Here is a 23,722-nt window from a genome sequence, read left to right as displayed (position 1 = left end):
GGTTCTACCCTCACTAGGGAGCGTGATCATTATTGGCTACCAGTCCAACCTCTCTGCCTGCGGACTCTTTCTCTGAGAGAGAGGGAAACAACCGTTTTGTAAAACCTATTACCTCTCTCGGGGAGAAAGGTAATATTACCTTATCGAATGTCATCGATTAGTAGCAGGTTCCCCAGGTTGTCTTTTTCAGTATGATCCGGATCTGTACGGAGATACGTTACATTTCCAATCCTTATGGTGCCTACTTCAACACCAACCTTCCAACTAGCTGTTTCGTAGTTATAGATTACAGTTTGCACTTTGTGTTTTGCCCCAATTAAATTTTTAAAACATTTCTGCGACTACGAGCTATATTTATATAGTGAAAATGTAACGGTATTTACAGAGGGGAATTCCTCCGGTAAATGGGTGAGTTTGGATAAAAAATTTACCTGAAAAGAGTAATTTAGTCCACAATAAGCGAATATCTCGCCAGCTAAGCACTTTCAATGTCAGTTAATCCCATAGAAATGAAACGAATTACCGGTTCAATGCATCCTGCTCATCGGTCAACTGGGTTAATAATTCAAACAAGGTGTTTAGTCAAGGTTTTTGTTTTTAAAAGTGAGTGAATAAGCAGAGGCCATTTAAATGTTAGTGTATAAATTAATTAGCTCCATGTTTAAATACTTCCAGGATCCTGCTAGAGAGCCTGGTTTCTTTGGTTATAATAGTTGTCTGCGCTTTTAGTCCATTTTGTAAAAATACTTTTTCTCCGTTTACTGTCTTTAAGTTATTATCGATCTTTATAATAGCAAAGAAGCCACTATCTGAAGGAATTGAGGATACATAGCTTATATTCCCTTTTAAATAACCAAATTCACGATAGGAATAGGCATCAAATTGGCAATACACAGGCAAACCAACTTTAATCTTACCAAAATTATGCTGAGATAAATAGGTCTCAGCATACATCATAGTATCTTCCGGATTAACATAACCAATCAGTTTTCCAATGTTCAAAACCTGATTTTCTTTTATAGGAATAGTATATATAAGTTTTCCTGTGATCGGAGCTTGAATTAAAAACTTATGTTTCCAGGCATCAACGGCAGTCTTCAGGGTAAGTAAAGCATCTTCAAAGATAACTTTCTGTTGTTCTTTATCATGATCCAGCTGTGTAATTTCCTGCATTTTTTGAGACATCTGAGCACCATTCGCCATATGGGAAACTTCCAGTTGTTGAAACAATATTTTCTTATTGATCAATTTAGCTTCTTCTAATCGCATTCCTTCAGAAGATATTACCTTTTGATCATGCAGAAGGGTATTCATATTGAATGATGCTTCAGTAAGGCCCATGTCTTTATCAGAAAGCAAAATTTCTGTGCTGATAGCAGTATCAATATTACGCAAACTAGTAAACCCCTTCATAAGGTTAGCTCTTTTTTTCTCATAAAATCCGTTGTAAAAATAATCTTTATATAACTCAAATTCTTTATTAAAAATCTGGTAATCTTCTTGAATTTCCCCGAGCCTATAAAAGTCGCGTTCCATAAATGTAACAGCCTTATGCGTATTTCCATTTCGAAGTTGTTGTAAACAGCTATCGATACTATTTTCCAGTTTCAATACCGCTGTATGATCAGCCGTACTTTCCATATATGCAATGATATCATTTGCTGATACCTTGTTTTCATTTCTCTTTAATAGTTTCACCACCCGGCCTTCCTGTTTGCAAATGACTGCTTTGGGAGAATTAACAGCCACAACTATTGCCGAGCCTTCAATTACATCAGGATAATTAATATAAAAAGTACTTATGCCCATGATGATTATTATCAACAAAAACAATAGTAGCGCCCACTTTTCAAAAAATCCGGGTTTTCTGGATATTATTTCCTGGGCCAGTTCGGATCTCTGATCTATCAGTGTGTCGCTTACTCCCTCATCAATATGTAGAAGGTTAAATTTCTCAGCGTTTATATCAACGGTGTCCATTATATTATTTTTAGTTACCTAATTCAAGCTGGTTTCTTACCAATTCATAATATTTTCCTTCTTTAGCAATTAGAGAATAATGGTTTCCCTCTTCGATAATCTTTCCTTTATCTATAACGATAATTTTATCTGCATCTCTAACTGTACTTAGACGATGAGCAACAACAATAACCGTTCTGCCTCTGAAGAACCTATCCAAATTTTCAACAATCAATTTTTCATTATTAGCATCTAATGAATTGGTAGCCTCATCAAACAATAGATATTCAGGATTTTTGTAAACTGCACGGGCAATTAGCAATCTCTGTTTTTGACCCTGGCTGATTCCTACTCCTTCTACACCCAGCCGGGTATTAAACCCATTAGGCAAAGACTCTATAAAGGATAGGATATTGGCTATTTTACAACTTTTAACGAGTTTGTTCATATCTACAAATTCATCTCCTACTGCTATATTTCTTGCGAATGTATCATTAAATATATAGCCGTCTTGTAGTACAGCACCAGTTTGTCTGCGCCATGATTTCGGACTAATATGTTTGAAATTACTATCCCCTATACGTATCTCACCTTGATATTCTCCATAGATCTTTAAAAGCAACTTCAAAATGGTTGTTTTGCCACTTCCACTCATTCCTACTACTGCTGTAACTTTCCCTTCCGGAATTGTAAATGACACATCATCTAAAACCAGATCATTATCTACTCCTGGATATCGAAATGAAAGGTGATCAATATTAATTGTTTTATTATGAGGCAATTCCTTTATAAAGTGTTTATTCAGCGGCTCTTCATCTTCCATTTCATGTACTTCATTCAACCGCTCCAAACTTATTTTAGTATCCTGGATACTTTGCGTCAGGCCAATTAACTGATTCATAGGGCCACTCAATTGCCCGATTATATATTGGACTGATAACATAGCTCCAAATGTGAGTTGCCCTTCCACAACTAAACGTGCCACCATAAAACTTATTAACACATCTTTCCCATTATTAATAAGCAGCGCACCGGCAGACTGTAGTTGTGAATAGTTCAGATTTTTAAAAGTCAGTTTAAAAATCCTTGCCTGTATATCCTCCCATTCCCAACGCTTCAATTGCTCTGCATTATTAAGTCTGATCTCATGCATTCCCTGTACCAACTGTAGGGTAGCATTATTTTCAATAGAAGAAATATAGAAGCTATCATAATTTAGCTTTCTCCTTATAGGAAGAAATATCCTTAGCCATAGGAAATAAAAGAAATTTCCAACCATAAATACCATAAATAGGGTAGCATTATAATATACAAGTATGATGGCATATATAAAAAAGGTTAATATAGAAAATATGGTAGATAACGGTCCTCCAGTAAGAAAACTTTGAATGGCCTTGTTATCTCCCAATCTTTGCATCGTATCACCTGTATGATGCCGTTCAAAATAGGACAAGGGAAGCTTGGTAAGCTTAATCCAAAAATCGGATAAAAGGGACAGATTCACTATACTGGAAATACGCAACTGAATTCTGCTTCTAATATAGGAATTAATCGTACTGCTTATACTGAGCATCATTTGAGCTGCAAGTGTAATAATGATATAGTCAATACTATGAGATTTAATGCCTACATCCACCATACTTTGAGTAAGAAAAGGAACGATCAATTGCAAAAGCATCCCAATTAACAAGGATATAAATACCTGCATCAGCGGTTGTCTGCAAAATCGCAGATATTGGGTTACCAGCCTCCAGCTTAACTTGTTTTCCTTCTCTCCATCTCCTTCATAGAACAAAGCAGTTGGTTCCAATATTAGTGCAGTGCCAACAGCGCCGATTTCTTCAATTTCGTTCGACTTCCAATGGGTCAAAAATTCTTTTTTTTTGTATCTAATCATTCCACCTGCCGGATCAGCAATTATCGCATATCTATTTGTTATCCTGGTTAATACGACGAAGTGTTTTTGATTCCAATGTAATATTGAAGGCAGTGGTACAATCTGTAGCTTGTCATAATTTATTTGTACGCCTCTTGTTCTGAAACCTATCTGTTCTGCGGTTTCACTTATTCCTAACAAAGAAACACCTAATTTCGAGAATCCGGAAACTTGCCGGATTGTATCCGTTGAATAATGTTTTCCATAAAATTTGGCTATCATTCTTAAGCAAGTAGGGCCACAATCCATAGCATTTAGCTGGCGATAAAAAGGAAAACTCATGAAAGGACAATGTATAGTTAACAAAGAAAAGTTAACTAAATGTATTCAATATGTGTCAAAAAATCAAAAATATGAGATCAATTTAAGCGCAGTGGTGTACATTCATCAAAGGCTAAAATACGGTTAATATTAGTTAAAATATGACCGGACAATTCCCGATGAAATTTATAGTATTGTAGTGGACACACTGCAATACGTTTTCTCCCATACAAATAGATGTAACCCATGTTTAGAAAACTTTTCATTAATCCAAGAGAAAATTGCGTGGAAGCTACTTCCCTACTTTTTGAAAGCCTAAACGCAAGCATAACATTCACAACTATAGAGAAGAGAATAACATCTCATCCGAACTATCCCAGCGCCATTTGTATCAGTGATCTTTTGGATTCCCTAAAAATACATAATCTCTCGTTTACTGTGACGGAAGAATTTCTGGACAGAGCAGATGATCCATTTCTGACGCTTATCCATAGCGATCAATATCATATTGATATGTATACGATAGTGAAGCCTCGACCACACAATAAATTAAGTTATTTTGACCCGGACCTGCATAGCTGGAAAACATTATCCCACAAAGATTTTATCCCAAAATGGAATAGAAATTTCGTAATGATGTTCCAGGCAGAGGAACCTGTTATAGAGGAAGATTATAAAGCAAATTTATTTGCTGAGCGCCGTCAGCTTCTATTTAAATATCTGGCATATATATCCTTACCATTATTATCTATTCTTGCAATTGCCTTAAACTTTATAATTTCTGGTGCGAAAGCTGTTAATTCAAGTATGTATCTGGTACTAAGTATAACCGGATGTATCACTACGATCTTATTATTGGGATTTGATGTTGATAAGCACAATCCTGTTTTAAAAAGCATTTGCGGCAAAGGCAGAAAAATAAATTGTAGCGCTATCCTTGGCTCAAAATTTTCAAAAATAGCCGGTATCAGCTGGAGTGCCATTGGTTTTACATATTTTGCAGGGCAGCTTCTTTTAGGGTTATTTAATATTTTCACGAATCAGTCAGCGATTGAAAACGCACTTTTTTTCACTAATGCACTTGCATTACCATATACTATCTATTCTATTTCCTTCCAAACGAAGGCTAAAGTATGGTGTTCATTATGCTTAGTAGTACAAATACTGTTGGCATTACAGTTTATGGTCAACATGACATCCGGGTGGTATTATATTTCACACCTGAATAAATTATTAGAGCCACAATTGCTGGCTTTAGTAGTACTTGCATACTCTCTACCTGCTATAACCCTTTCTATTTTGATGCCAAATCTGATTTCAGCGAAAGAAGGAAGATATACCCAAAAGGAACTAGCTCGCTTAAAGCATAACCCGCAAGTATTTGATTTATTACTAAAACAACAAAAGCAGTTAATCTATTCACCGAATGAAATGGGAATAAAAATTGGAAGCGGAAATAAAAAAATCATAAAGGTATGTAATCCATATTGTACCCCTTGCTCCGATGCACATAAACACATTGAAGAAATATTACGTACTAACCCAGATGTTGAAGTGCAGATAATTTATTGGATATCCCCTGCTGAAGAATCCAGTAATATTGTTAAACATTTGCTAGCAATTGAAAAGTTATATGGTTCTGAAAAATTAAAAGAGGCCCTTGATGATTGGTATTTAACCGAAAATAAAGTTTATGATAATTTCGCTATGAAATATCCTATAGATGGAGCCCTTTTGAAACAGGAGGAAGCTCTTGGATTAATGCATAATTGGTGTACTAAAGAAGAAATATCATTTACGCCAACATTCTATATAAACGGTTTTCGTATACCAGGCAGTTATAATGTAACTGATTTAAAATTCCTCCTTGCTAGTTAACTCTTATTACATCTTAAAGGTTTTCTTTCTTTCAATCATTTAAAAAAAGATCAAGAAATGAAAAAGCTAAGATTACAAACACTAACAATTTGGTGCAAGGGAAATTCTTTCCAGATCACAGTTCAAAAACGTAATGGGAGAAGATGATGGCAGCACGGGAGGCTCTCCCTCTTATCCAGTAAAGGAAGATGTCTAACCGGGGAAAGCAGCAGTACCTCCTGTGTTCCAAGACCATTGTTCAAGGATTGCTATTTTCCGTCAGGCATCGACATTGGTTGCGCTGTTGCTTAATGAAACTACTATATATACAAATGGCCGGTTATTGATAATACTAAATTGAATTTTAAAAAGATTATTGCAAACAGTAACCCGATTTAAATAAATTAAATACTCCACTTATAAATTAAGTTTCCCTTACATAATGTATAGGAGTTTTCTACCAATCAATTAAATCCAAATCAAAAATGAAAAAGTTAAAATTACAGGCGCTCCAGTTTGGAGCCAAAGAAATCTTATCCAGATCCCAACTTAAGAATGTCATGGGAGGAGATGATGGCAGTGGAAGTTCCTCCGGTAATTATTCATGTACAGGAACTTGTAGCACTGGAGAATCCAGCTCTGTTTCTTGTGTTCCGAGAAAAATGTTAGGTGATTGTTATTGCGAAATTGGGAATCCTAGAAATTGTGCACGTGCCTAATCGCTAGTTTTAACAACCTATCAATTTTAAATGGTAGGTTGTTAAATTCTGTAAGGCTATTAAAAAAAAGAATATTATTAACTTAAAAACCGAAAAATAATTATGGCATACGAAGGACTTCATTTTGTATCAAATGAAAAATTACCACATTTGGGTGGTAATATTGCGGAAGGCGACCCACACACTTTTGCCCCTAACGTTTGGCAGTATTTAATAGAGCGCTTTGCACTCACATCTGTATTGGATCTGGGTAGTGGAATTGGTTATTCATCTCATTATTTTCATAAAAAGGGGCTGAAAGTTATTGCTGTTGATGGTTTATATGAAAACATACAGCATGCGATATATCCAACTATTCAAATGGATCTAACAAAGCAGTCAATTCATTGCCAGGTAGATCTGGTACATTGCCAGGAAGTGGTAGAGCACATTGAAGAAAAATACATAGAAAATTTACTACAGTCGCTGGCGAATGGGAGGATTATTGTTATGACTAATGCATTGCCCGGGCAGAGCGGTCATCATCATGTAAATGAACAGGAAACCGAATATTGGATAGAAGCTTTAAAACAATATAATTGTCACTTGCTACATGAAGACACTGATAGAATCAGAAGAATTGCTAAAATCGAAGGCGCTGAATTCTTAGCCAAAACAGGAACTGTATTTGCAAACAATTCAAGATTATAGGAAAAATTCGTATGAATAAAATTCCAACTTACATTATTAATCTTAAAGAAAGAGAAGATCGAAATATCCATACCAGGAAACAATTTAGCAACAGAGAGGAATTCTCCCTTACAATTGTAGAAGGCATCAGGCACGAAAATGGGGCTCTGGGATTAATTTTAACCATACAAAAAATATTAAGCACAATGGTGCCAGAAGCTGCTCGTTATATTATTATAGGAGAGGATGATCATCAATTCACTGAGCATTATTCTAAGGAATTACTATTTGAAGCGGTTACAGCAGCCGAAAACAAAGATGCTGATATGCTTTTATGTGGCATAAGTGCTTTTAAGGGTTTCATACCTATTGATTCACGTTTAAACTGGGTGAAGGATTTTACTGGGACTCAATTTGTAGTATTATTTAGAAAGTGTTTCAAGTCAATCATTAATGCGAAGGCTAATATAGGACTAACCGCAGATGGATTATATACAACATTATCGAACGATAAATATTTTATATATCCATTTATATCAACACAGAAAGAATTCGGTTATTCAGACGCAACAAATGAAAATAATGAAATTGGCAGAATAACAGAATTATTTGAAAAAAGTGCTACAACCGCCAATCTGTTAACTAAGGTGTATTCATATTATCATGAATTGATTCCTACCCAATCGATTCAAACATCCGATTATGAAGGAATGGTATTACCAACATACATAATTAATCTTCCTGAAAGAGAAGAACGTCGAATACACATACTTGGGCAATTTGATGGAAGAGCGGAATTTGACTACAAGTTAATTAAAGCTGTCAAACATTCAGTAGGTGCATATGGGCTCTGGCAGACTATCCGAAAAATAATTCATCTGGCTATCGAAAATGATGACGAAGTAATTCTTATTTGTGAAGATGATCATGAATTTTCTGCTGGCTATTCCCGTGACTTTTTATTCAAAAACATTTTGGAAGCACACCTTCAGGGTGCCGACTACATTTCTGGAGGAAGTGGCGGTTTTGATTATGCACTTCCTATTACTGAAAACAGGTTTTGGGTAAACCCATGCTATTCTACTCAATTTATTATCATTTATAAAAAATTCTTCCAGCAAATATTGGATGAACCTTATGATGAGACAGTCATTGCGGATATTTTATTACCTTCCATGACAAGCAATAAAATGCTACTCTATCCGTACATTTCCTTTCAGAAAGACTTTGGTTACTCAGATGTAACACCTCTTCACCAAGAATACAAGGGTCTTATCACTCGGATATTCAGTAATAGTGAGAAGACATTGGCATTACATCAGGATATTTACATCAGGCATTGTAAATAAACGCTAAAAAAACACAATTCGTTGATCTACCATGGAAATAAATTACCTTATACTGGCCCATTCCAATCTTCAGCAGGTTGATCTTATGATTAATACGCTGATGATGCCCAATACTTATTTTCATATTCATATTGATAAAAAGGTATCTCTAAAAGAGATACAATCTCACAGTTTTTATAAAAATAAAAATGTAACCCTTCTAAAAAGAAGGAAGTCTTTAAACTGGGGGGGATTTAGCCTCGTTGAGGCAACCCTTAACTTAATGGAATCTGGTATAAAAAGGAGCAGGACCGGAGGATATTTTGTACTATTGAGTGGTAAAGATTTTCCGATTCAATCTAATCATAAAATTCATTCATTCCTTGCAGACAACTTCGGATCGGAATTTATTAACTGTGATCCACTTCCATTTAAAAACTGGAATAATGGCGGTTTAGAGAGAATTCAATACTACTGGCTAGGAGATATTCTTCCTACAGAAATAAGTAGAAATTTCTATCAATTTCAAATTGAGAACAATCTACCACGCCCCTTTTTCGAAGATTTCCATCCTTTCGGAGGATCCCAATGGTGGTGCTTAACATCAGACTGTATAATATATATATTAAAATTCATTCGCTTCAACCCAATTCTACTAGATTTTTTTAAGTTTTCTTTTATACCGGATGAGCTTTTTTTTCAAACAGTTATAATGAACTCTCCTTTTTGTGAAAAGGTAGTTAATGATAATTTGAAATACATCATTTTCAATAAACATGAAAGTCACCCTAAAATTTTCAGGGCGGAAGATTTTGAAAGTTTGATTGAATCAAATAAATTGTGGGCCAGAAAGTTTGACATTACGGAGGACGTTACAATTGTTAACCGGCTAATGGAAGCTATTAAAGAATAAGCATACACGTGAGTTATGATGCTACATTATTATTTTTTTTATGAAATATATCCTTTGCATACTGATCACACTCGCTAGCCCAGTTTTAATATTGGGTCAAAAAAAGTTCAATGTAACCTTTGTACTTCCGGATAGTGCATATGTCAAAAAGATGAATTTTTATTATTATGATTGCATAGAAAGGTCATACATTCCTGTTTCTGCAACTTATACTAATAACACGGCAAATATTTCCCATAGCTATAATACTATATATGCGAAGATTCTCATAGATTATAATTTTGGTAAAAGGCCATTTATGTCAATAGTTACTACTGAGAAACCGGCTACAATAACGCTCAATTCACCTATTAATGAAGCTGATCCTTTTAACAATGCTACAATAATAAACGCACTCGATTGGAAACAGGAGATTTCAGCTATGACAGCCTATATCAAGGAACCTCAGGAACGATATAATCAAATGTATGATTCCATTGTACCTGGATGGACTCCACATGATAGCCTTGCATTTGAAAGGCTTAAAGAAGCCAGAATAGCAATTGAAAACAAACGATTGGAATACATAAGGGAACACTCATATTCTTATTATTCTTTTTCACTGTTTGAAAAGTTCTCTATTATTAACTTATCACCGGATCTTCTTTTACAACAATTTGCAACAATTTTTCCAGCCAGATTTAAGAATAGTGAAGAAGGAGCCAGTGTTAAGAACTATTTATTAAACAGAGCTATTTTGGAGGATAAGAAAAAAGCCTTATCATTTACAGCTACAGATATTGATAGTAACAAGATCGTATTGAATGAAATTTATAAAAAAAAGCAGGTATTGCTTGTATTTTGGGGCACCTGGTGTAAACCGTGTATAGATGAGATTCCTTTATTGAAAGCAATAAGAAAAAAGTATTCGATAGATCAATTAGAAATAATTGCCATTGCCTATCAATCGCCGCCTGAGAAAGTCCGGCAATTAATTAAAGAGCAACAATTGGACTGGACTCATATTGTTAACAATGATAGTATCAGTTTACTTTACCAGGTCATGGGTTATCCCGAAATTTACCTAATTGACACTAACGGGAATATTAAATATAAAAAAAGCAGTTATCCAGATATTAATTTAGAGAATTTAAACAAAATATTAGACATTGGCTTTCGGTCCATAAAAGAATGATCGCACGTCTATAACCGAAGCCATTCACTTTTCTTTGGGGGCGAACGACACTATGCCCCAAAGCATAAATAAGCCTATAACGTTTTATATTTGCATTATTTGTTTTTTTTTAGCATCAAACTTAATTCTCAGGGCACCTTACTTTTCTTTGGGATAAAATTTTCAAAAAGAAATAGTAAATGTCAAATTTCCTTTCCTTTGGATAATTTAAAAAGCTATGTCCGGCTACTGAGCACCAAAATAGTAACCCCTCACTAGTTGCGGGTTTACTATTTTACAGTCTTTATAATCATTGAATAAGTAATTTGTAATCAGGGGTAAAGAGGTTCGATTCCGGATGCTCACTCAATGGATTTGAAGATCACGATCTGTGAATCGGCTGGAACTGAAAGGGTACAAACGTAAGCTGATTGATGAACCTGTTTTCTTAAAATGCCATCAGTCATTCAGACGCAGAAAGGAACTACTCCAGTTTCACATTATCTCCATTAGGTAAAATATCCGGATGATCTCCATGACCCGATCTTTAGCCCTCCTCCCACGTAAACTCTGCTGCACTTTCTTCGCACCTCAGTCAATTGATCTCTATACGCACCTTTCTTTGATCTTCACAATTATTACCGCCTTCTACATAGGCTATCTATTTTTTACCATTACTTAAGAAAAGACCTAAAAGAGTCTAGATACAAATTAAATATATATTTTATTAATTATTTATTACATTAGCATTTTTGTATAAAACCTGGCCGAATTTTAGTGTTGCCCAACAACTATCTATTATGGACTCGAAGCAAATAATAACAGACGAAAAAATAAAGTCCTTCAAACGTCTTTTCACAAGTTGTAATTCCCTGATCGTTACCTTTGAAGAAGAAGCGAAGAAAACCGGTAAAATACTGGAAGAGAATGTAGATCGTGCCATTGCGAATATAGATGAAATGATTAGCATGCTTCCGATACAATTCCCACCGATATTGGAGTACGAAAGTACACAGCGCATGCTCCTGATCAATTTAAATGATCCGGAAGATGAGCCGAAACAGATAGCAAAAAAAAATAAGAGTGGATTTGTAAGCTATTCAGTGCCCGAAAATGTGCAGATCTTGCTTGAACATTCTGTACATATGGCATTGGAAAAATGGAAATTCAAATTATTGTCTCAGGCAGTATTCCTAAGCAAAGACCCTGTTATAGTGGCAAAATACAAACCACTAAGGCTGGAGCAGGCAAAAAATTGCATGGATAAGTTTCACTTTGAACCGACCATGGTTGCCTGGGAAAGAGATTTTTATCTGGAAAGTGCCAACGTAATCGGATGGACCGCTTTTTTGGAAGAGCAAGACCCCGGGAAACTGGAGGAAGCACTGGCAACACTTGAAAAAGGATTTATACGATCTAACTGGTACCAGTATAGTTATCTTAAAGATACCAAAGCACGTCTACTGATAAAAATGGGACGGGAGGCGGAAGGTTATGAAATTATTAAGGAAGGATTGATACATAATCCTGATCATGCAGATTTCACGGATTTCAAAACGGATAAAAAGTTTTTGCAATGGTGGGAGGAAGAAAAAGAAAGAGAGGCTGCTGCAAAGATCAAAGAAGAAGCCAATTATCAGACATTCCTGCTGTTTATGGAAAAAGAACAGGAAAAACTTGTGAACCAGTTTGTGAACCCGGATCATCCTTTGATAAAAGAACATGCTACTTCGCTTAACCTGATCAAACAATTGATGTTGGAGATTGAGCTACGCAGGCAATATAAAAAATCTGAATGGCAAGCGCCAGGTACTAAATTTGACAAGTGGTTGGCTGAACTTAAGAAATGGTCCGTAGAAGACATCGCTGCTTATGAAAAAACACATGCTATCCGTCTGCCGGATCAGCTTAAAGTGTACCTGATGGAAATCGGTGAAGGAGGTAGACAATATTTTTGTTACAATGGCATTACGATGCTAACAGATGAAGAACTGGCAGATATTAGAAAGCCTTTTCCTATCACGGCTGATAAAATGCATCCCATTGACGATAATTGGGGAAGGGATGTATGGGCGGATCCCGATGATAAAGATTGGAAAAAGCTGAAGATCTTTCCAAAATCGGCAAATATGGAAACCTTGTTTGGATTACCTGATGGCGCAACAATCCAGGATGGATGCTGGTGTTTCGGGGACTCATACGGACAGGACCCTTTATTCCTGATTATGAACGGTGAATTTGAAGGAGAAGTATGGGTAGATACATTACAATATGGTGCTGAGGCAAGAGGATGTTTTGCAGCGGCTACGCCACAGAAACTATGTTTTCTCTCATTCCTGGCAGAAAGTATACGCCGTAAAATAGAAGGTTATTCCGGCAATGGATATACAGGTTCATGGATGTAACAACCTCCATCCTGACGTAAACTGTAACTTGATCGAAATGCAGGATTATGACTTCGGGGGATATAATTTATTGGACCAGTATTGTGCTACAAGCGCCCTAACAAATTGCATTGATATTGCCTTGGCTTTTCGAACAGCGAAAGCGTCAACGTTCCTTGAACGAAGGCCGTCCACCCCTGTGAAATACATAACCTGCTGCTGGTAAGAAGCCGGAAACGCGGGAGATTTGTGAAACGTTGATGAAATAGTTTAAATCGACTGGGAATGCATCCGGCGCTTTTTACCTTACCATAACACAGTAAATACTTTACATACTTTTACAGCGCTCATTAGTCATCACCATGAAAAGACCCGAAACAGTTCCGGCTAACGCGAACTGGAACCCCGAAGACGCCCAGTGGGAACTTGGACAATACAACACAACAAATCAAAAAACAGGTCTCTGGCAGGCATGGCATGAAGATGGTTACCTGACAGGTACGATCGATTACAAAGATGGACATCCCCCCTTCAGGTACACCGGTTACCATCCCGATGGCAGTATTTCGCAGGAAGGCAATTGGTACGGCGGCCAGCAATGGAAAGGTACTTACCGCTGGATTAAAAGTGAAAACCCATCTCCGGAACCCTTTCCCGCAGGGAATGCCCGGGACAACCCCAATATATGGATTGTAGAATTTGACTATACAGAGGAAGAAGCTGTCTATAACGCTCAGCGTTATTTCAATAAGGAGCACCAACCGGTCTCCATCATAGGGGAACCTTTGCCTCCCAGACCGGCCAGTGTACCGGTACATGCCCACTTCGTACACGGCTCTCTTACCCATAACCGAAAAAGCTGCTGGGTAGCCGGACAGATCAACGGGTTAACGGGGAAATTTATTGATGAATATGAGGAATGGGACGAACAGGGTAATCAGGCTGTAAAACGTGTATACCACCACACTACATTCCAGGTATTGGAAGAACATCAATACCGCAATGGACTAATCTATCAATCCTTTATAAATGGCCCCGGTGATCAAACGCTGACCAGCTATTTTTATGATAACATCACCCCTCCGGTCGTTAAAGAAAGTGTACACTCAGTAAATGATAACAGGTTTCGTACTTATACCTTCTTCGACCCAACCGGTAAACAACTCTACTCGTTACGAACAGAGAAGATCAGTGAGCTGCACAACAAAAGGTATTACAACGATGTGCTCTCTTATGAATCCGACCTCACAGATGACAAGATCAATGTACATTATTATTATCCTGACGGTACTGTGATGATAGAATATGTAACAAACAACGACGGTAGTGGTAAATGGCAGTACCATGAAAATGGGAAAGTGGCATTGACAATGGTTGTGAATGATGAAAAGAAATTTAAAGAAGACGCTTCCTGTTCAGCGTTCCTTACCTCCTACTCAGATTTTACATCAACTACTACTGAAACTGACTGGGAACTGTCTGCCATTGCTTTCAAAAAACAACAAGCAGTGCAGGAGAAAGAAGAACGGTTGGCAGCATTGCCTGTACCGGCATTCCTGGAGAAAGAACTGAAAAAAATCGAATGGAAAGAATTGGATGTAGCAATGTATGGAGGCGATAAACTTCCCATCTATATCAATGCCCTGTTTGCCGGGGACGAAGCAATTGCATCCATAGCTTCAGATCACATATGGCTGGAGATAGAACACCAGGGTAGTATTTACGAAGCAACCTACAGGGTAGCAACTATCATCGCCAGGTGTCGTCATCATTATAAAAATGCACCTGTAGTCTATTCCCGTCTCATGGACTTCATATTCTCCATATTGGCACTGCCAGGTATTGAAGCGTATAAGAAGTTCTATAAACAACTGATAAAAGCTTTCTCAGACGCACAGCAGGAACTGCTTGACATCGCTGCCGATACAGATGACGCAGTAGCATTAAAAGCATACTACATGCTATTACATGCAGGTCTGGAAAATAATCTGACTGCAACTTTCTTTAACCAGCAGTGGACAAACCACGAGAACTCTCTCACCAGAAGAAGCTATGCTTTGTTCACACTGGGCGAACTGTACCTGCGCACTAAGCAGGAGGAAAGGTTAGTCAACGAATTTTCTTCCTTGCTGGATACCGCCACTGAGAAATTCAGCAGGCTCATACTGGCGCTACAACTCGTGACAGCTACAAAAAAACAGGCACAGGATAAATGGTTAATAGAAATAGTCAACGCCTTTGCAGATCCCGCTCCTTTTGAGGAAAATTTTAATGAACTGCATCCTTACATAGGAGATTATGATGTGCAGGAATACATGCTGATGGTACTGGGCTTTGCGAAACCAGATGTGTTGAGAGAGAATATTGCACCTGTCATAGAAATGCTGCCAAATGTAAACGCACTGAAACAGGAAACGCTGCTGGATGCAATATGCGCTATATTGTTTCCTACAGCATCAGCATTCAAAAAAATCAGTCCCATTCAAAAACAAGCTTTGCTTGCAATGGCGCAAGTGATGGACCAGGATATCGTTTTTGTAAATCACAAAGATGTATTGGATGCCTATGGATTGCCCACCACGACATTGGCATTACAACAACTGGCAGCCAAATAACAGTTTCTTTTGTTCTTAAATTAATACGCTCAAACGATATCAACTTATTAAAGATCGATATTAATTGGTGCGATAAATTTTCCAATTCGACCGACCGCTGTATCGATAACAGCAGGCGAAGGAAGTTGCAGGATGATGTAACCGGGTTGAAAATTGGACCCATGGCTTACATATAACTAAAATTAAATTTGAGGGCGAACTTTTCGCCCTCAATAATGCTATAATGCTGAAGGCACATCCTAACGGATGGCTGCCTGTTATGTTTCCAGGTTAATTAATAAAGGTTACAAACTCAGCAAGAGGAAGCCTTACTTTCTTAAGCGATGCGTAAGGGTCATTCTCCGCATCACGATACCCTAATGATAAGATGACAACTGATTTAAGGCCTTTAGGTGTAAGCCCAAGCAGCGAATCGAATTTTGCAGTGTCAAATCCCTCCATCGGGGTTGAATCTATTCTCAATTCCGCCGCAGCGATTAATGCTGTTCCTAAAGCTATATAAGCCTGCCTTGCCGCCCAGGCAGCATTTTCCTCATCAGACCTTGACAGCAGCCCTCCTATTAATGCCGTTTTGAAACCAGCCAGTGCATCTTCCGGAATATTGCGTTCACTTGCCAGGTAGGAAATAAAGGTATCAATATGTTCGCTGGTTATCCTATCAAAGGCAGCAAAGACCAAAAGATGAGAAGATGCTGCGATCTGGGCATTAAAAGACCCTTCACCAAGTTCCTTTCGCAACGTTGCATTCTCGACAACGAAAACACGGTATGGCTGAAGACCCGTTGAAGAGGCGGACAAATTAATAGCTTCCAGAATTTTATTCAGATCTTCAGAGGTCACTTTTTTTTCACTGAATTTTTTCGTGGCATAACGCCATTGGAGACTTTCTGTAACGTTCATATTTTCAATTTTTCAGCAAAGTTGAAGATTTTTGGTTTACTTTTGTCACCGACAGACAAAAAGTAATAGTGTCATTCAGGTAACCATGTTTAAAATCACACCCACCCCTACACACGACTGCAAAAAAGCAATCATGAGCGTACACGATGCTATGTACATTCTCGGTGGTAAATGGAAAATACATCTCATAGCCGCTTTGTTATTCGGCCCTAAACGGTATTCCGATCTGTTGCGGGACATCACCGGTATTTCAGGAAAGGTACTTAGCAGGGAGTTAAAGGAAATGGAGATGAACCACCTGGTTAAGCGATCGGTCAGCAACATACAACCTATTGCCGTTTTTTATGAACTGACGGAATATGGGGAGTCCACAAAGCCGATCATCGCTGTCCTTGCGGAATGGGGAGAGGCACAGCGGGAGGTCATTGTTAATAACAAGATATCGATAAATAATAGCCCTCGTGCGGTTCGGGTAAAAGTAAATAACTGAAGAAAGAGGAATAAAGTGGTGCACGTTACTGATAGGCAGGACGGAAAAGTATTCCGTGATTCTAATGAGTGCTTTTAAATACTACCAATAAAGTTTTACCTTCTGCCATATTTAAATATGGCAGAAGGCGTTTAAATATTAATAAACAAAACAGTGTTTTACACAAAAAAGAAGGATACCTTATTTTATGAGACACCTTCTTATAACTGTACCTCCTACCCTACCACTTCAAAAAAGTGAAGGCGTCAAACTTAAAAAACTGTCAGCCGGAAGACCGGGAGCTACATCACCCCGGAGAACGGGTATCACATCAAAAATGCAATCTGAACTCTACATTCATTGCAGGCCCTGTCTTGTTGTCCCACACCTTTGACCCGGGAACAGCCGCCCCATCTGATCCATAGATGGTCGTACTTTGCTGTAACACAGCCACCAGCAGCTGTACGCCGAACTCCGCTTTCTGCGGAATGACTTCAAAGAAAGGTCCTATCCCGCCAATCTCACAAAAAGCATGACCTTTCACTTTTACATACTGCTCTGGACTGGCACTCACCATGCTCTTCACACTTACAGGTCCCCAGGTAGTACAGATAATCGGTTCAAGGAAGAAGTTTCTGGAAATAGTGATGTGATAATTGACAAGAGGGCCCATCAGGAAACTGATCCCACGGTTATAGACTCCTTTGTCTTTCTTGTCCACAATACTATATCCCCCGGTCACGGTTATCCCGACGGACAACTTATCTGCTACAAAATATCCTCCTTTGGCGGAAAGACTGGCAGACGTACCAATATACTGCCCCATGGGAGCTACAGAACCCTGTATGCCCAAGCCTCCTCCCAGCCAGTAATCCCCCTTTTTTATCTTGAGGGTGTAAGATTGTGCAGAGCAGGTCAGGAAAGTGAATAAGGGAAGAAGGGATACTAGTACCCCGAATGTAAAAGGCACTTGTTTAAATTTGTTTTTCATCTAATTGTTTGTTGTACGTATAGAATTGGAATCACATGGACTGCTTCCTTTTGGTTGATATTTTGATGCTGAGGCGAAAACAAATGTAATAACTTCTGTAATAAGACTCAAAAAAAAGCCTTTTGGGGGGTGCTTGATAACTTTTCCATTGTTTGTAATTGTCTGTGTATACTACATCCAAATGCTGGGTCAAAAGATCTGTTGGCTGCATATATGCCCGGAAAGCTGCCCCAGGAAGTTTTATGGGTTCTTTTTACAACCCCAACCGGGCTAATTATTTCGTTTATATGGGTAGCATAGGAGCGCATTATCCCCTAAACGTTATTATTGGCAGTATTATCGGATATCTCCCCGCCGGGCAGCAATCGGTATCAGTCGGAAATATAGAATCCGGGCTTCGGTTAACAATAAAGGGTACTATATGATTTTTATATTACTAATACTGGTCTATTTCGTGTTGCCAATCAGCTAAAAATTAACAAAAATTTGACAATGTTATATTTTGTATTAATTTTATCGATTGTACTGTTTTATAAAATGGCTTATGCGGTTATTAAAAGATAATGTAAAAATCGTTCCCTTCTCCTTATTAATAGGTTTTCTTAACTTCTTATTCTTTCATTTTCCTTTTTTCAAATTTATTTTTAATAATGTTGATTATAAAAGCTCTAACGGCATTACCATCGTTATTTGCTTTGTTATTCTAATGGTGGTTGCAAATGCTTTTGTCTTTTTTTTGGTGTTCTTTCTATTACGGTCTGTAGGAAAAGTTATACTGGCATTACTCTTTATTTTCAGCGCAATTGCAGTTTACTTTATTAATACTTACGGTATTATAATAGATGCCGAAATGATGGGGAATGTGGTAAATACCAAGTATTCCGAGGCATCTGGTTTTTTTTCCATAAAATTACTCCTCTATATAATTTTGCTTGGTGTTATTCCTGCCATTATTATCATTAAAACCAAAATAGTACCTGTAACATTCAAGCGATTTTTAGTCATCGTTTCAGGTAGTTTGTTATTTATGCTAGCGGTAGTATTTGCCAATTCTCCAAATTGGTTGTGGGTTGATAAAAATTCAAAAGTATTAGGTGGGCTTGCAATGCCATGGAGTTACTCTGTAAACCTTCCGCTGTTTTTTATACATAAACAGCAGGAAAACGAAAAAGAAATATTACTGCCCGATGCTACCATAAAAGATAACCGGAAGTCGGTTGTTGTCTTAGTGATAGGAGAATCCGCCAGAAGTGAAAACTTTTCTTTATACGGGTACAGCAAGAATACAAATCCATTACTCTCAAAAACCCCTGGTGTATTTCATTTTAATGCTACTTCCTGCGCCACCTATACTACTGCTGGCGTAAAGTGTATTTTAGAACATAAGAATACCGGCGATTTGTATGAGATTTTGCCCAATTATTTATATAGAAATGGCGTTGAGGTGGCCTGGAGAACCACAAACTGGGGAGAGCCACCCGTTCATATAAAAAATTACCTGAACAAAGAGGCGCTGATGAAAGATTGTAAAGGAGATAGATGCGATTACGATGAAGTTCTTTTGAATAACCTGAAAGAGCAAATAGCAGCAAGTACAAAAAACAAGGTATTGATAGTATTGCACACAAGTACCAGTCATGGACCTGAGTATAGCAAGAAATATCCGCCTCAGTTCGAAACTTTTAAGCCAGTTTGTAATAGCGTTGAATTAGCAAAATGTTCTAATACAGAACTGGTCAACGCTTATGACAATACCATTGGTTATACCGACTATATTCTATACAATGTGATTGAAGACTTGAAACAATTAAAGGAATATAGAAGTGCCATGATCTTTGTTTCCGACCATGGCGAATCTTTAGGAGAAAAAAATTTATACATGCACGGTTTGCCTTTAAGCCTGGCGCCGAAACAACAATATGATATTCCTTTTATAGTTTGGACATCTGATAACAGTTTAAAACAATTGAACACAGAAAGTTCATTGTCACAAGACTATGTATTTCACAGTGTTTTAAATTTTTTGGGCATTCAAAGTCCTGTTTATAATGAGGAATTGAACATTTTTAAATAGAGAACGACTCGTTGACGTGGACAATAACCTGTCCGCTTCTCCAGAATAGTTTTGCTACCGAGCACATAATGGCCCTGTAATCACTTGATTTACAGGGCCATTTTTAGTTTTTGCTTGTCAATAGATCAAATGTTTTTACGGATCAGGTTGAATTCTTCGGGATAGGCTAAAAATTTGTTGCCTGGCAACTCATTGAAGAACGAATAAACCTGGATCAGCGTAGACTTCAAAATGCCTACCACGGGTTATTGACCACATGCTCATCTACATGAGTAAAGAAACATCCGGTAGGGCCATCATCCTCCAGACAGGCTAACCATACTGCGGGTCTTGCGCCTTGTTCAACAGTATAAGGAGCATTAGGGCCACCTGCGTCTGTTTGGGTAAGGCCAGGATCTGCGCTGTTCACCTTAATCCCTTCAGGTCTTAATTCTTTGGCTAATGAAACTGTAAACATATTTAAAGCAGCTTTTGATGCAGCATAAGGAAGGCGCGCCGGCTTAGGGCCATTCTGGTGGAGATGTTCGCTGGCAATAGTCACCGACCCAATGGAGGAAGACATATTAACAATACGACCAGCCTTGCTTTGTCTTATTAATGGTAAAAAAGCCTGGGTTACACTTACCTGCGCCAGGAAATTAGTTTCTAAAAATGTAAGCAGTAGTTGCGGGTTGACAAGACTGGGTGCTCCTTCATCACCTGCTTTAGGTAGGATGGCAGCGTTATTAACCAGAATGTCTAAATATCCAAATTGTTCGCTGACAACTTGCGCTGCATGGGCAATGCTATTGAGTTCTGATATATCAAGCTCAAGGAATATTGCATCAACTCCTTCGGCCATTAATCGCTCTGCAGTTGCCTGGCCAGCCACTGCATTTCTGGCTCCAATTAAAACTTTGATCTGCTTTTTACCTAACTGACGGGCAATCTCAAGACCCAATCCCCTGTTAGCTCCGGTTATCAGGGCTATTTTTTGTCGTACTTCCATCTTGTTTTTGAATGCAAGGTAACGCCGTCTGATACGGGTTACGCTTGTCCAAAGACAAGAAATCAGTCCTGGCGCATTTTGCTACGAATCCGGCTCAAGCTGCTATCAGTCACATTTAAATAAGAGGCAATATATTTTAAAGGAACTCTTTTAATCAGTTCAGGCTCGTTTTTTAAAAAATAAAGATACCGTTCCCGTGCGTTCAACCTGACCCTGAAAAGCATATGTTGTTTGTAGCTGACAAGCACCTTTTCATATAATAATCGTCCGAATTTCTCAAAATCAGGGAAATTTCTGAATAAGAGATCTAAAGCCTGCTTATTTACACAAATGATGCTGGAATGCTCCAATGCTACTACGTTTGACTGACTAACTGTACCGCCCTGGAAACTCAACAGCTCACAGGTGAATGAGCCCTCTCTGAAAAATGAATTTGTATATTCATTCCCTTTTGCATCGCATGAATAAGACCGAAGTAAGCCTTCATAAACGAATCCCCACCAATCACCATACTGACCTTCCTTCAGCAGGTATTCCCCCTTTGATACAACACGGCAGTTGAAGGAAGAAGCAATGTTCATAGCATCCTGGTCCGACACCGGAATATAAAGACGAAGTTGTTTGGTAAGCCAGCTAGAAATTTCCTTATCTGATATCATTGGACAATTTTTCATAAATCATGTGATCTGGTATTTACAATCTATAGCCCCCCCAAAAGACAAGAACAACAACCTGCTAATACTTCCTCTCTTCTACAATTTCATCTTTTAGTCGCGCCCTTATATCTATTTTAGCGCCCGTAAAAAGGAAAATGGTTGTCCCATATTCCCTTGCATTCGGATTGGTGACAGAATCAGCAGCCACCCCAGTAAGGAAATAACCACCTGTTTGTTGCAATTCATCACCCCTGTCATAATATTCTTTCACTCTGATCAAATTATCATACCGCTCATCCAGTACAAACCAATTGATATAATCAGCATTAAATGAGACTGCCTGTATACCTTTTTTAGAATAATAATTTATGGCGCCTGCCTGTCCATAATTATCACAAAGCACCAGGGTTTTGCTCCGGGTGGGAAGTTGCGCATAAATACTATCCACTTTGTGAGCCAGTTCTTTCCATCCAAGCATGTCTGCAAAGTCTTGCGGTAGCGCATGGTCTTTACCATCCTCCCAGCGAAGACGTCCAAACCTTTTATATTCCTGCTGGTGCTTCAGGATATATTCGGGACCATTATTGGGAAAAGCCACCTTGTACATTGGAAAGAAGACGAGCAGGGGCATAATAATTACCAAAGGACGTAAATACCTTTTCCAGTCCCCTGACAATACCCTGGAAAGGAAAACAGCGCCAAAAGCTATGTAAACAGGATATACACCTATGGCATAATAATCTTTTGCCTTAAAGTAGATGAAAAGAGATAAGGTGAAGATGAATGTCCAGAAGAAAAGCCTATATTTTTGAAATGGCCTGTATGCTACCAAAGCACCTAATCCAGATAAAATTACAATAGCTGCACCAAAAAAGAAAAGCAACTGGGATTTTAAAAAAACCACCCTGCTTACGTTCACCAATTGGTAACGCGATAACTCTTTCATGTGGCGCACAACCGGAAAATCGTTGTTGTATTGCCAAAGCAGGTTCGGAAGAATAAGTACGAATGCAAGTAAAGCCGCCAGATAGAACCCTCTACGGGTAAATACTTTTCGTTGAGGTGATAGTACAAGTGCCGGAAGCAGCCCGAGGAGCTGGAATATTATGTTGTATTTATTCAGGAATCCAATGGCGAAAACAATGGCGGCAAGCAACAACCATTTCTGTTTTTCTGAATTTATATACCTGATGATGCAATAGTAAAAGGCCGTCCAGCTCAGAACATCCAGTGAATTAGGTTGATATAGCGTATTTAAAGCCAATATGGCTGAAAACAATACACAGGTTGCTCCTGTAATTAAGGCGAACATATCTCCATCTAATTCTTCAATTGCCTTCCATACTATTAAAATAGTCAAGGCTCCGAATAGCGCAGGAAAGAACTTAATCCAGAAGATTGAATTTCCCAGTAGCAGGATCAGGAACGAAATCCAGGAGGTCACTGGAGGTACTGACAAATAACCCCATGCCAGGTGATGTGCCTGATCAAGGTGCAAATATTCATCCCGTTGTAAATCGTATTCAGGGCTTATCAGGAGATATTGTAATAAGAATTTTAATATTATGAATGCGATTAAAACTATTGTTCTTTTCTTCATATGAAATTCAATAATACGGGTTTGTATTGAAACGGATTTATTACAATAGTCATGTAAACGTTGTATAAAATTGAAAACTCATTATTCCGATACTGATACGGAATTTCAGCCAAAAACTGGTGCGTTTCATACACTAAGTTTGGGTTGCTCGACAATCATTGCATTTCGTTTTTGCTAAAGTCCAATTGAAATGCAACGGAATATCCCTGCAGATATTCAGTCCCACATTTAGCCAACGTCTGCGCAAAAA

General features: G+C 38.1%; 16 protein-coding genes. 9 read left to right on the top strand and 7 right to left on the bottom strand.

The features are described from left to right. Window positions 1-645: 645 nt before the first annotated feature. Window positions 646-1,980 (bottom strand): HlyD family efflux transporter periplasmic adaptor subunit, encoded by a 1,335-nt coding sequence (locus ABDW33_RS23060; RefSeq protein WP_343692460.1) that lies wholly within the window; start codon window positions 1,978-1,980, stop codon window positions 646-648. A 10-nt stretch (window positions 1,981-1,990) separates the two neighbouring features. Further along, on the bottom strand, window positions 1,991-4,177 hold the full coding sequence (locus ABDW33_RS23055; RefSeq protein ID WP_343692459.1) for a peptidase domain-containing ABC transporter: 2,187 nt from the start codon (window positions 4,175-4,177) through the stop codon (window positions 1,991-1,993). Window positions 4,178-4,402: 225 nt separating this feature from the next. Here ABDW33_RS23055 and ABDW33_RS23050 point away from each other — a divergent pair, with 225 nt between their 5' ends. The 7 genes from ABDW33_RS23050 to ABDW33_RS23020 all read left to right on the top strand — a co-directional run bounded on the left by ABDW33_RS23050 (window position 4,403) and on the right by ABDW33_RS23020 (window position 15,794). After that, window positions 4,403-6,034 (top strand): vitamin K epoxide reductase family protein, encoded by a 1,632-nt coding sequence (locus tag ABDW33_RS23050; protein WP_343692458.1) that lies wholly within the window; start codon window positions 4,403-4,405, stop codon window positions 6,032-6,034. An 800-nt stretch (window positions 6,035-6,834) separates the two neighbouring features. After that, a complete protein-coding gene (locus tag ABDW33_RS23045) occupies window positions 6,835-7,422 on the top strand; it encodes a methyltransferase domain-containing protein (RefSeq protein WP_343692457.1) in 588 nt (195 codons plus the stop codon). A gap of 11 nt (window positions 7,423-7,433) precedes the next feature. Beyond that, a complete protein-coding gene (locus ABDW33_RS23040) occupies window positions 7,434-8,750 on the top strand; it encodes a hypothetical protein (RefSeq protein WP_343692456.1) in 1,317 nt (438 codons plus the stop codon). Between the two features lie 31 nt (window positions 8,751-8,781). After that, window positions 8,782-9,642: a beta-1,6-N-acetylglucosaminyltransferase gene (locus tag ABDW33_RS23035; protein WP_343692455.1), complete on the top strand. Its 861-nt coding sequence runs from the start codon at window positions 8,782-8,784 to the stop codon at window positions 9,640-9,642. Window positions 9,643-9,682: 40 nt separating this feature from the next. Then, on the top strand, window positions 9,683-10,816 hold the full coding sequence (locus ABDW33_RS23030) for a TlpA disulfide reductase family protein (protein ID WP_343692454.1): 1,134 nt from the start codon (window positions 9,683-9,685) through the stop codon (window positions 10,814-10,816). A 779-nt stretch (window positions 10,817-11,595) separates the two neighbouring features. Further along, the gene (locus tag ABDW33_RS23025; protein WP_343692453.1) at window positions 11,596-13,200 is read left to right on the top strand and encodes a hypothetical protein; all 1,605 of its coding nucleotides are present in this window, start codon (window positions 11,596-11,598) and stop codon (window positions 13,198-13,200) included. Between the two features lie 341 nt (window positions 13,201-13,541). Then, window positions 13,542-15,794, top strand: coding sequence for a hypothetical protein (locus ABDW33_RS23020; RefSeq protein WP_343692452.1), 2,253 nt, complete (start codon window positions 13,542-13,544; stop codon window positions 15,792-15,794). A gap of 270 nt (window positions 15,795-16,064) precedes the next feature. On the opposite strand, the gene ABDW33_RS23015 is transcribed toward ABDW33_RS23020, so the two are convergent. Beyond that, window positions 16,065-16,694, bottom strand: coding sequence for an NAD(P)H-dependent oxidoreductase (locus ABDW33_RS23015; protein WP_343692451.1), 630 nt, complete (start codon window positions 16,692-16,694; stop codon window positions 16,065-16,067). Between the two features lie 133 nt (window positions 16,695-16,827). Between ABDW33_RS23015 and ABDW33_RS23010 the strand changes: the two genes are divergently transcribed. After that, complete coding sequence (locus ABDW33_RS23010; protein ID WP_343692450.1) at window positions 16,828-17,184, top strand: winged helix-turn-helix transcriptional regulator; 357 nt, start codon at window positions 16,828-16,830, stop codon at window positions 17,182-17,184. Window positions 17,185-17,494: 310 nt separating this feature from the next. On the opposite strand, the gene ABDW33_RS23005 is transcribed toward ABDW33_RS23010, so the two are convergent. After that, a complete protein-coding gene (locus ABDW33_RS23005; RefSeq protein ID WP_343692449.1) occupies window positions 17,495-18,154 on the bottom strand; it encodes a hypothetical protein in 660 nt (219 codons plus the stop codon). A gap of 544 nt (window positions 18,155-18,698) precedes the next feature. Between ABDW33_RS23005 and eptA the strand changes: the two genes are divergently transcribed. Beyond that, window positions 18,699-20,228: a phosphoethanolamine--lipid A transferase EptA gene (eptA, locus tag ABDW33_RS23000; RefSeq protein ID WP_343692448.1), complete on the top strand. Its 1,530-nt coding sequence runs from the start codon at window positions 18,699-18,701 to the stop codon at window positions 20,226-20,228. A 235-nt stretch (window positions 20,229-20,463) separates the two neighbouring features. On the opposite strand, the gene ABDW33_RS22995 is transcribed toward eptA, so the two are convergent. The 3 genes from ABDW33_RS22995 to ABDW33_RS22985 all read right to left on the bottom strand — a co-directional run bounded on the left by ABDW33_RS22995 (window position 20,464) and on the right by ABDW33_RS22985 (window position 23,472). Continuing rightward, window positions 20,464-21,216: an SDR family oxidoreductase gene (locus ABDW33_RS22995; protein ID WP_343692447.1), complete on the bottom strand. Its 753-nt coding sequence runs from the start codon at window positions 21,214-21,216 to the stop codon at window positions 20,464-20,466. A 62-nt stretch (window positions 21,217-21,278) separates the two neighbouring features. Beyond that, on the bottom strand, window positions 21,279-21,875 hold the full coding sequence (locus ABDW33_RS22990) for a Crp/Fnr family transcriptional regulator (protein ID WP_343692446.1): 597 nt from the start codon (window positions 21,873-21,875) through the stop codon (window positions 21,279-21,281). 76 nt (window positions 21,876-21,951) lie between these two features. Next, window positions 21,952-23,472: a glycosyltransferase family 39 protein gene (locus ABDW33_RS22985; RefSeq protein WP_343692445.1), complete on the bottom strand. Its 1,521-nt coding sequence runs from the start codon at window positions 23,470-23,472 to the stop codon at window positions 21,952-21,954. Window positions 23,473-23,722: the final 250 nt, after the last annotated feature.

The organism is Chitinophaga sp. (assembly GCF_039596155.1).
In the GTDB taxonomy this organism is placed as follows: Bacteria; Bacteroidota; Bacteroidia; order Chitinophagales; family Chitinophagaceae; genus Chitinophaga.
This window is presented reverse-complemented; position numbering and strand designations above follow the sequence as displayed.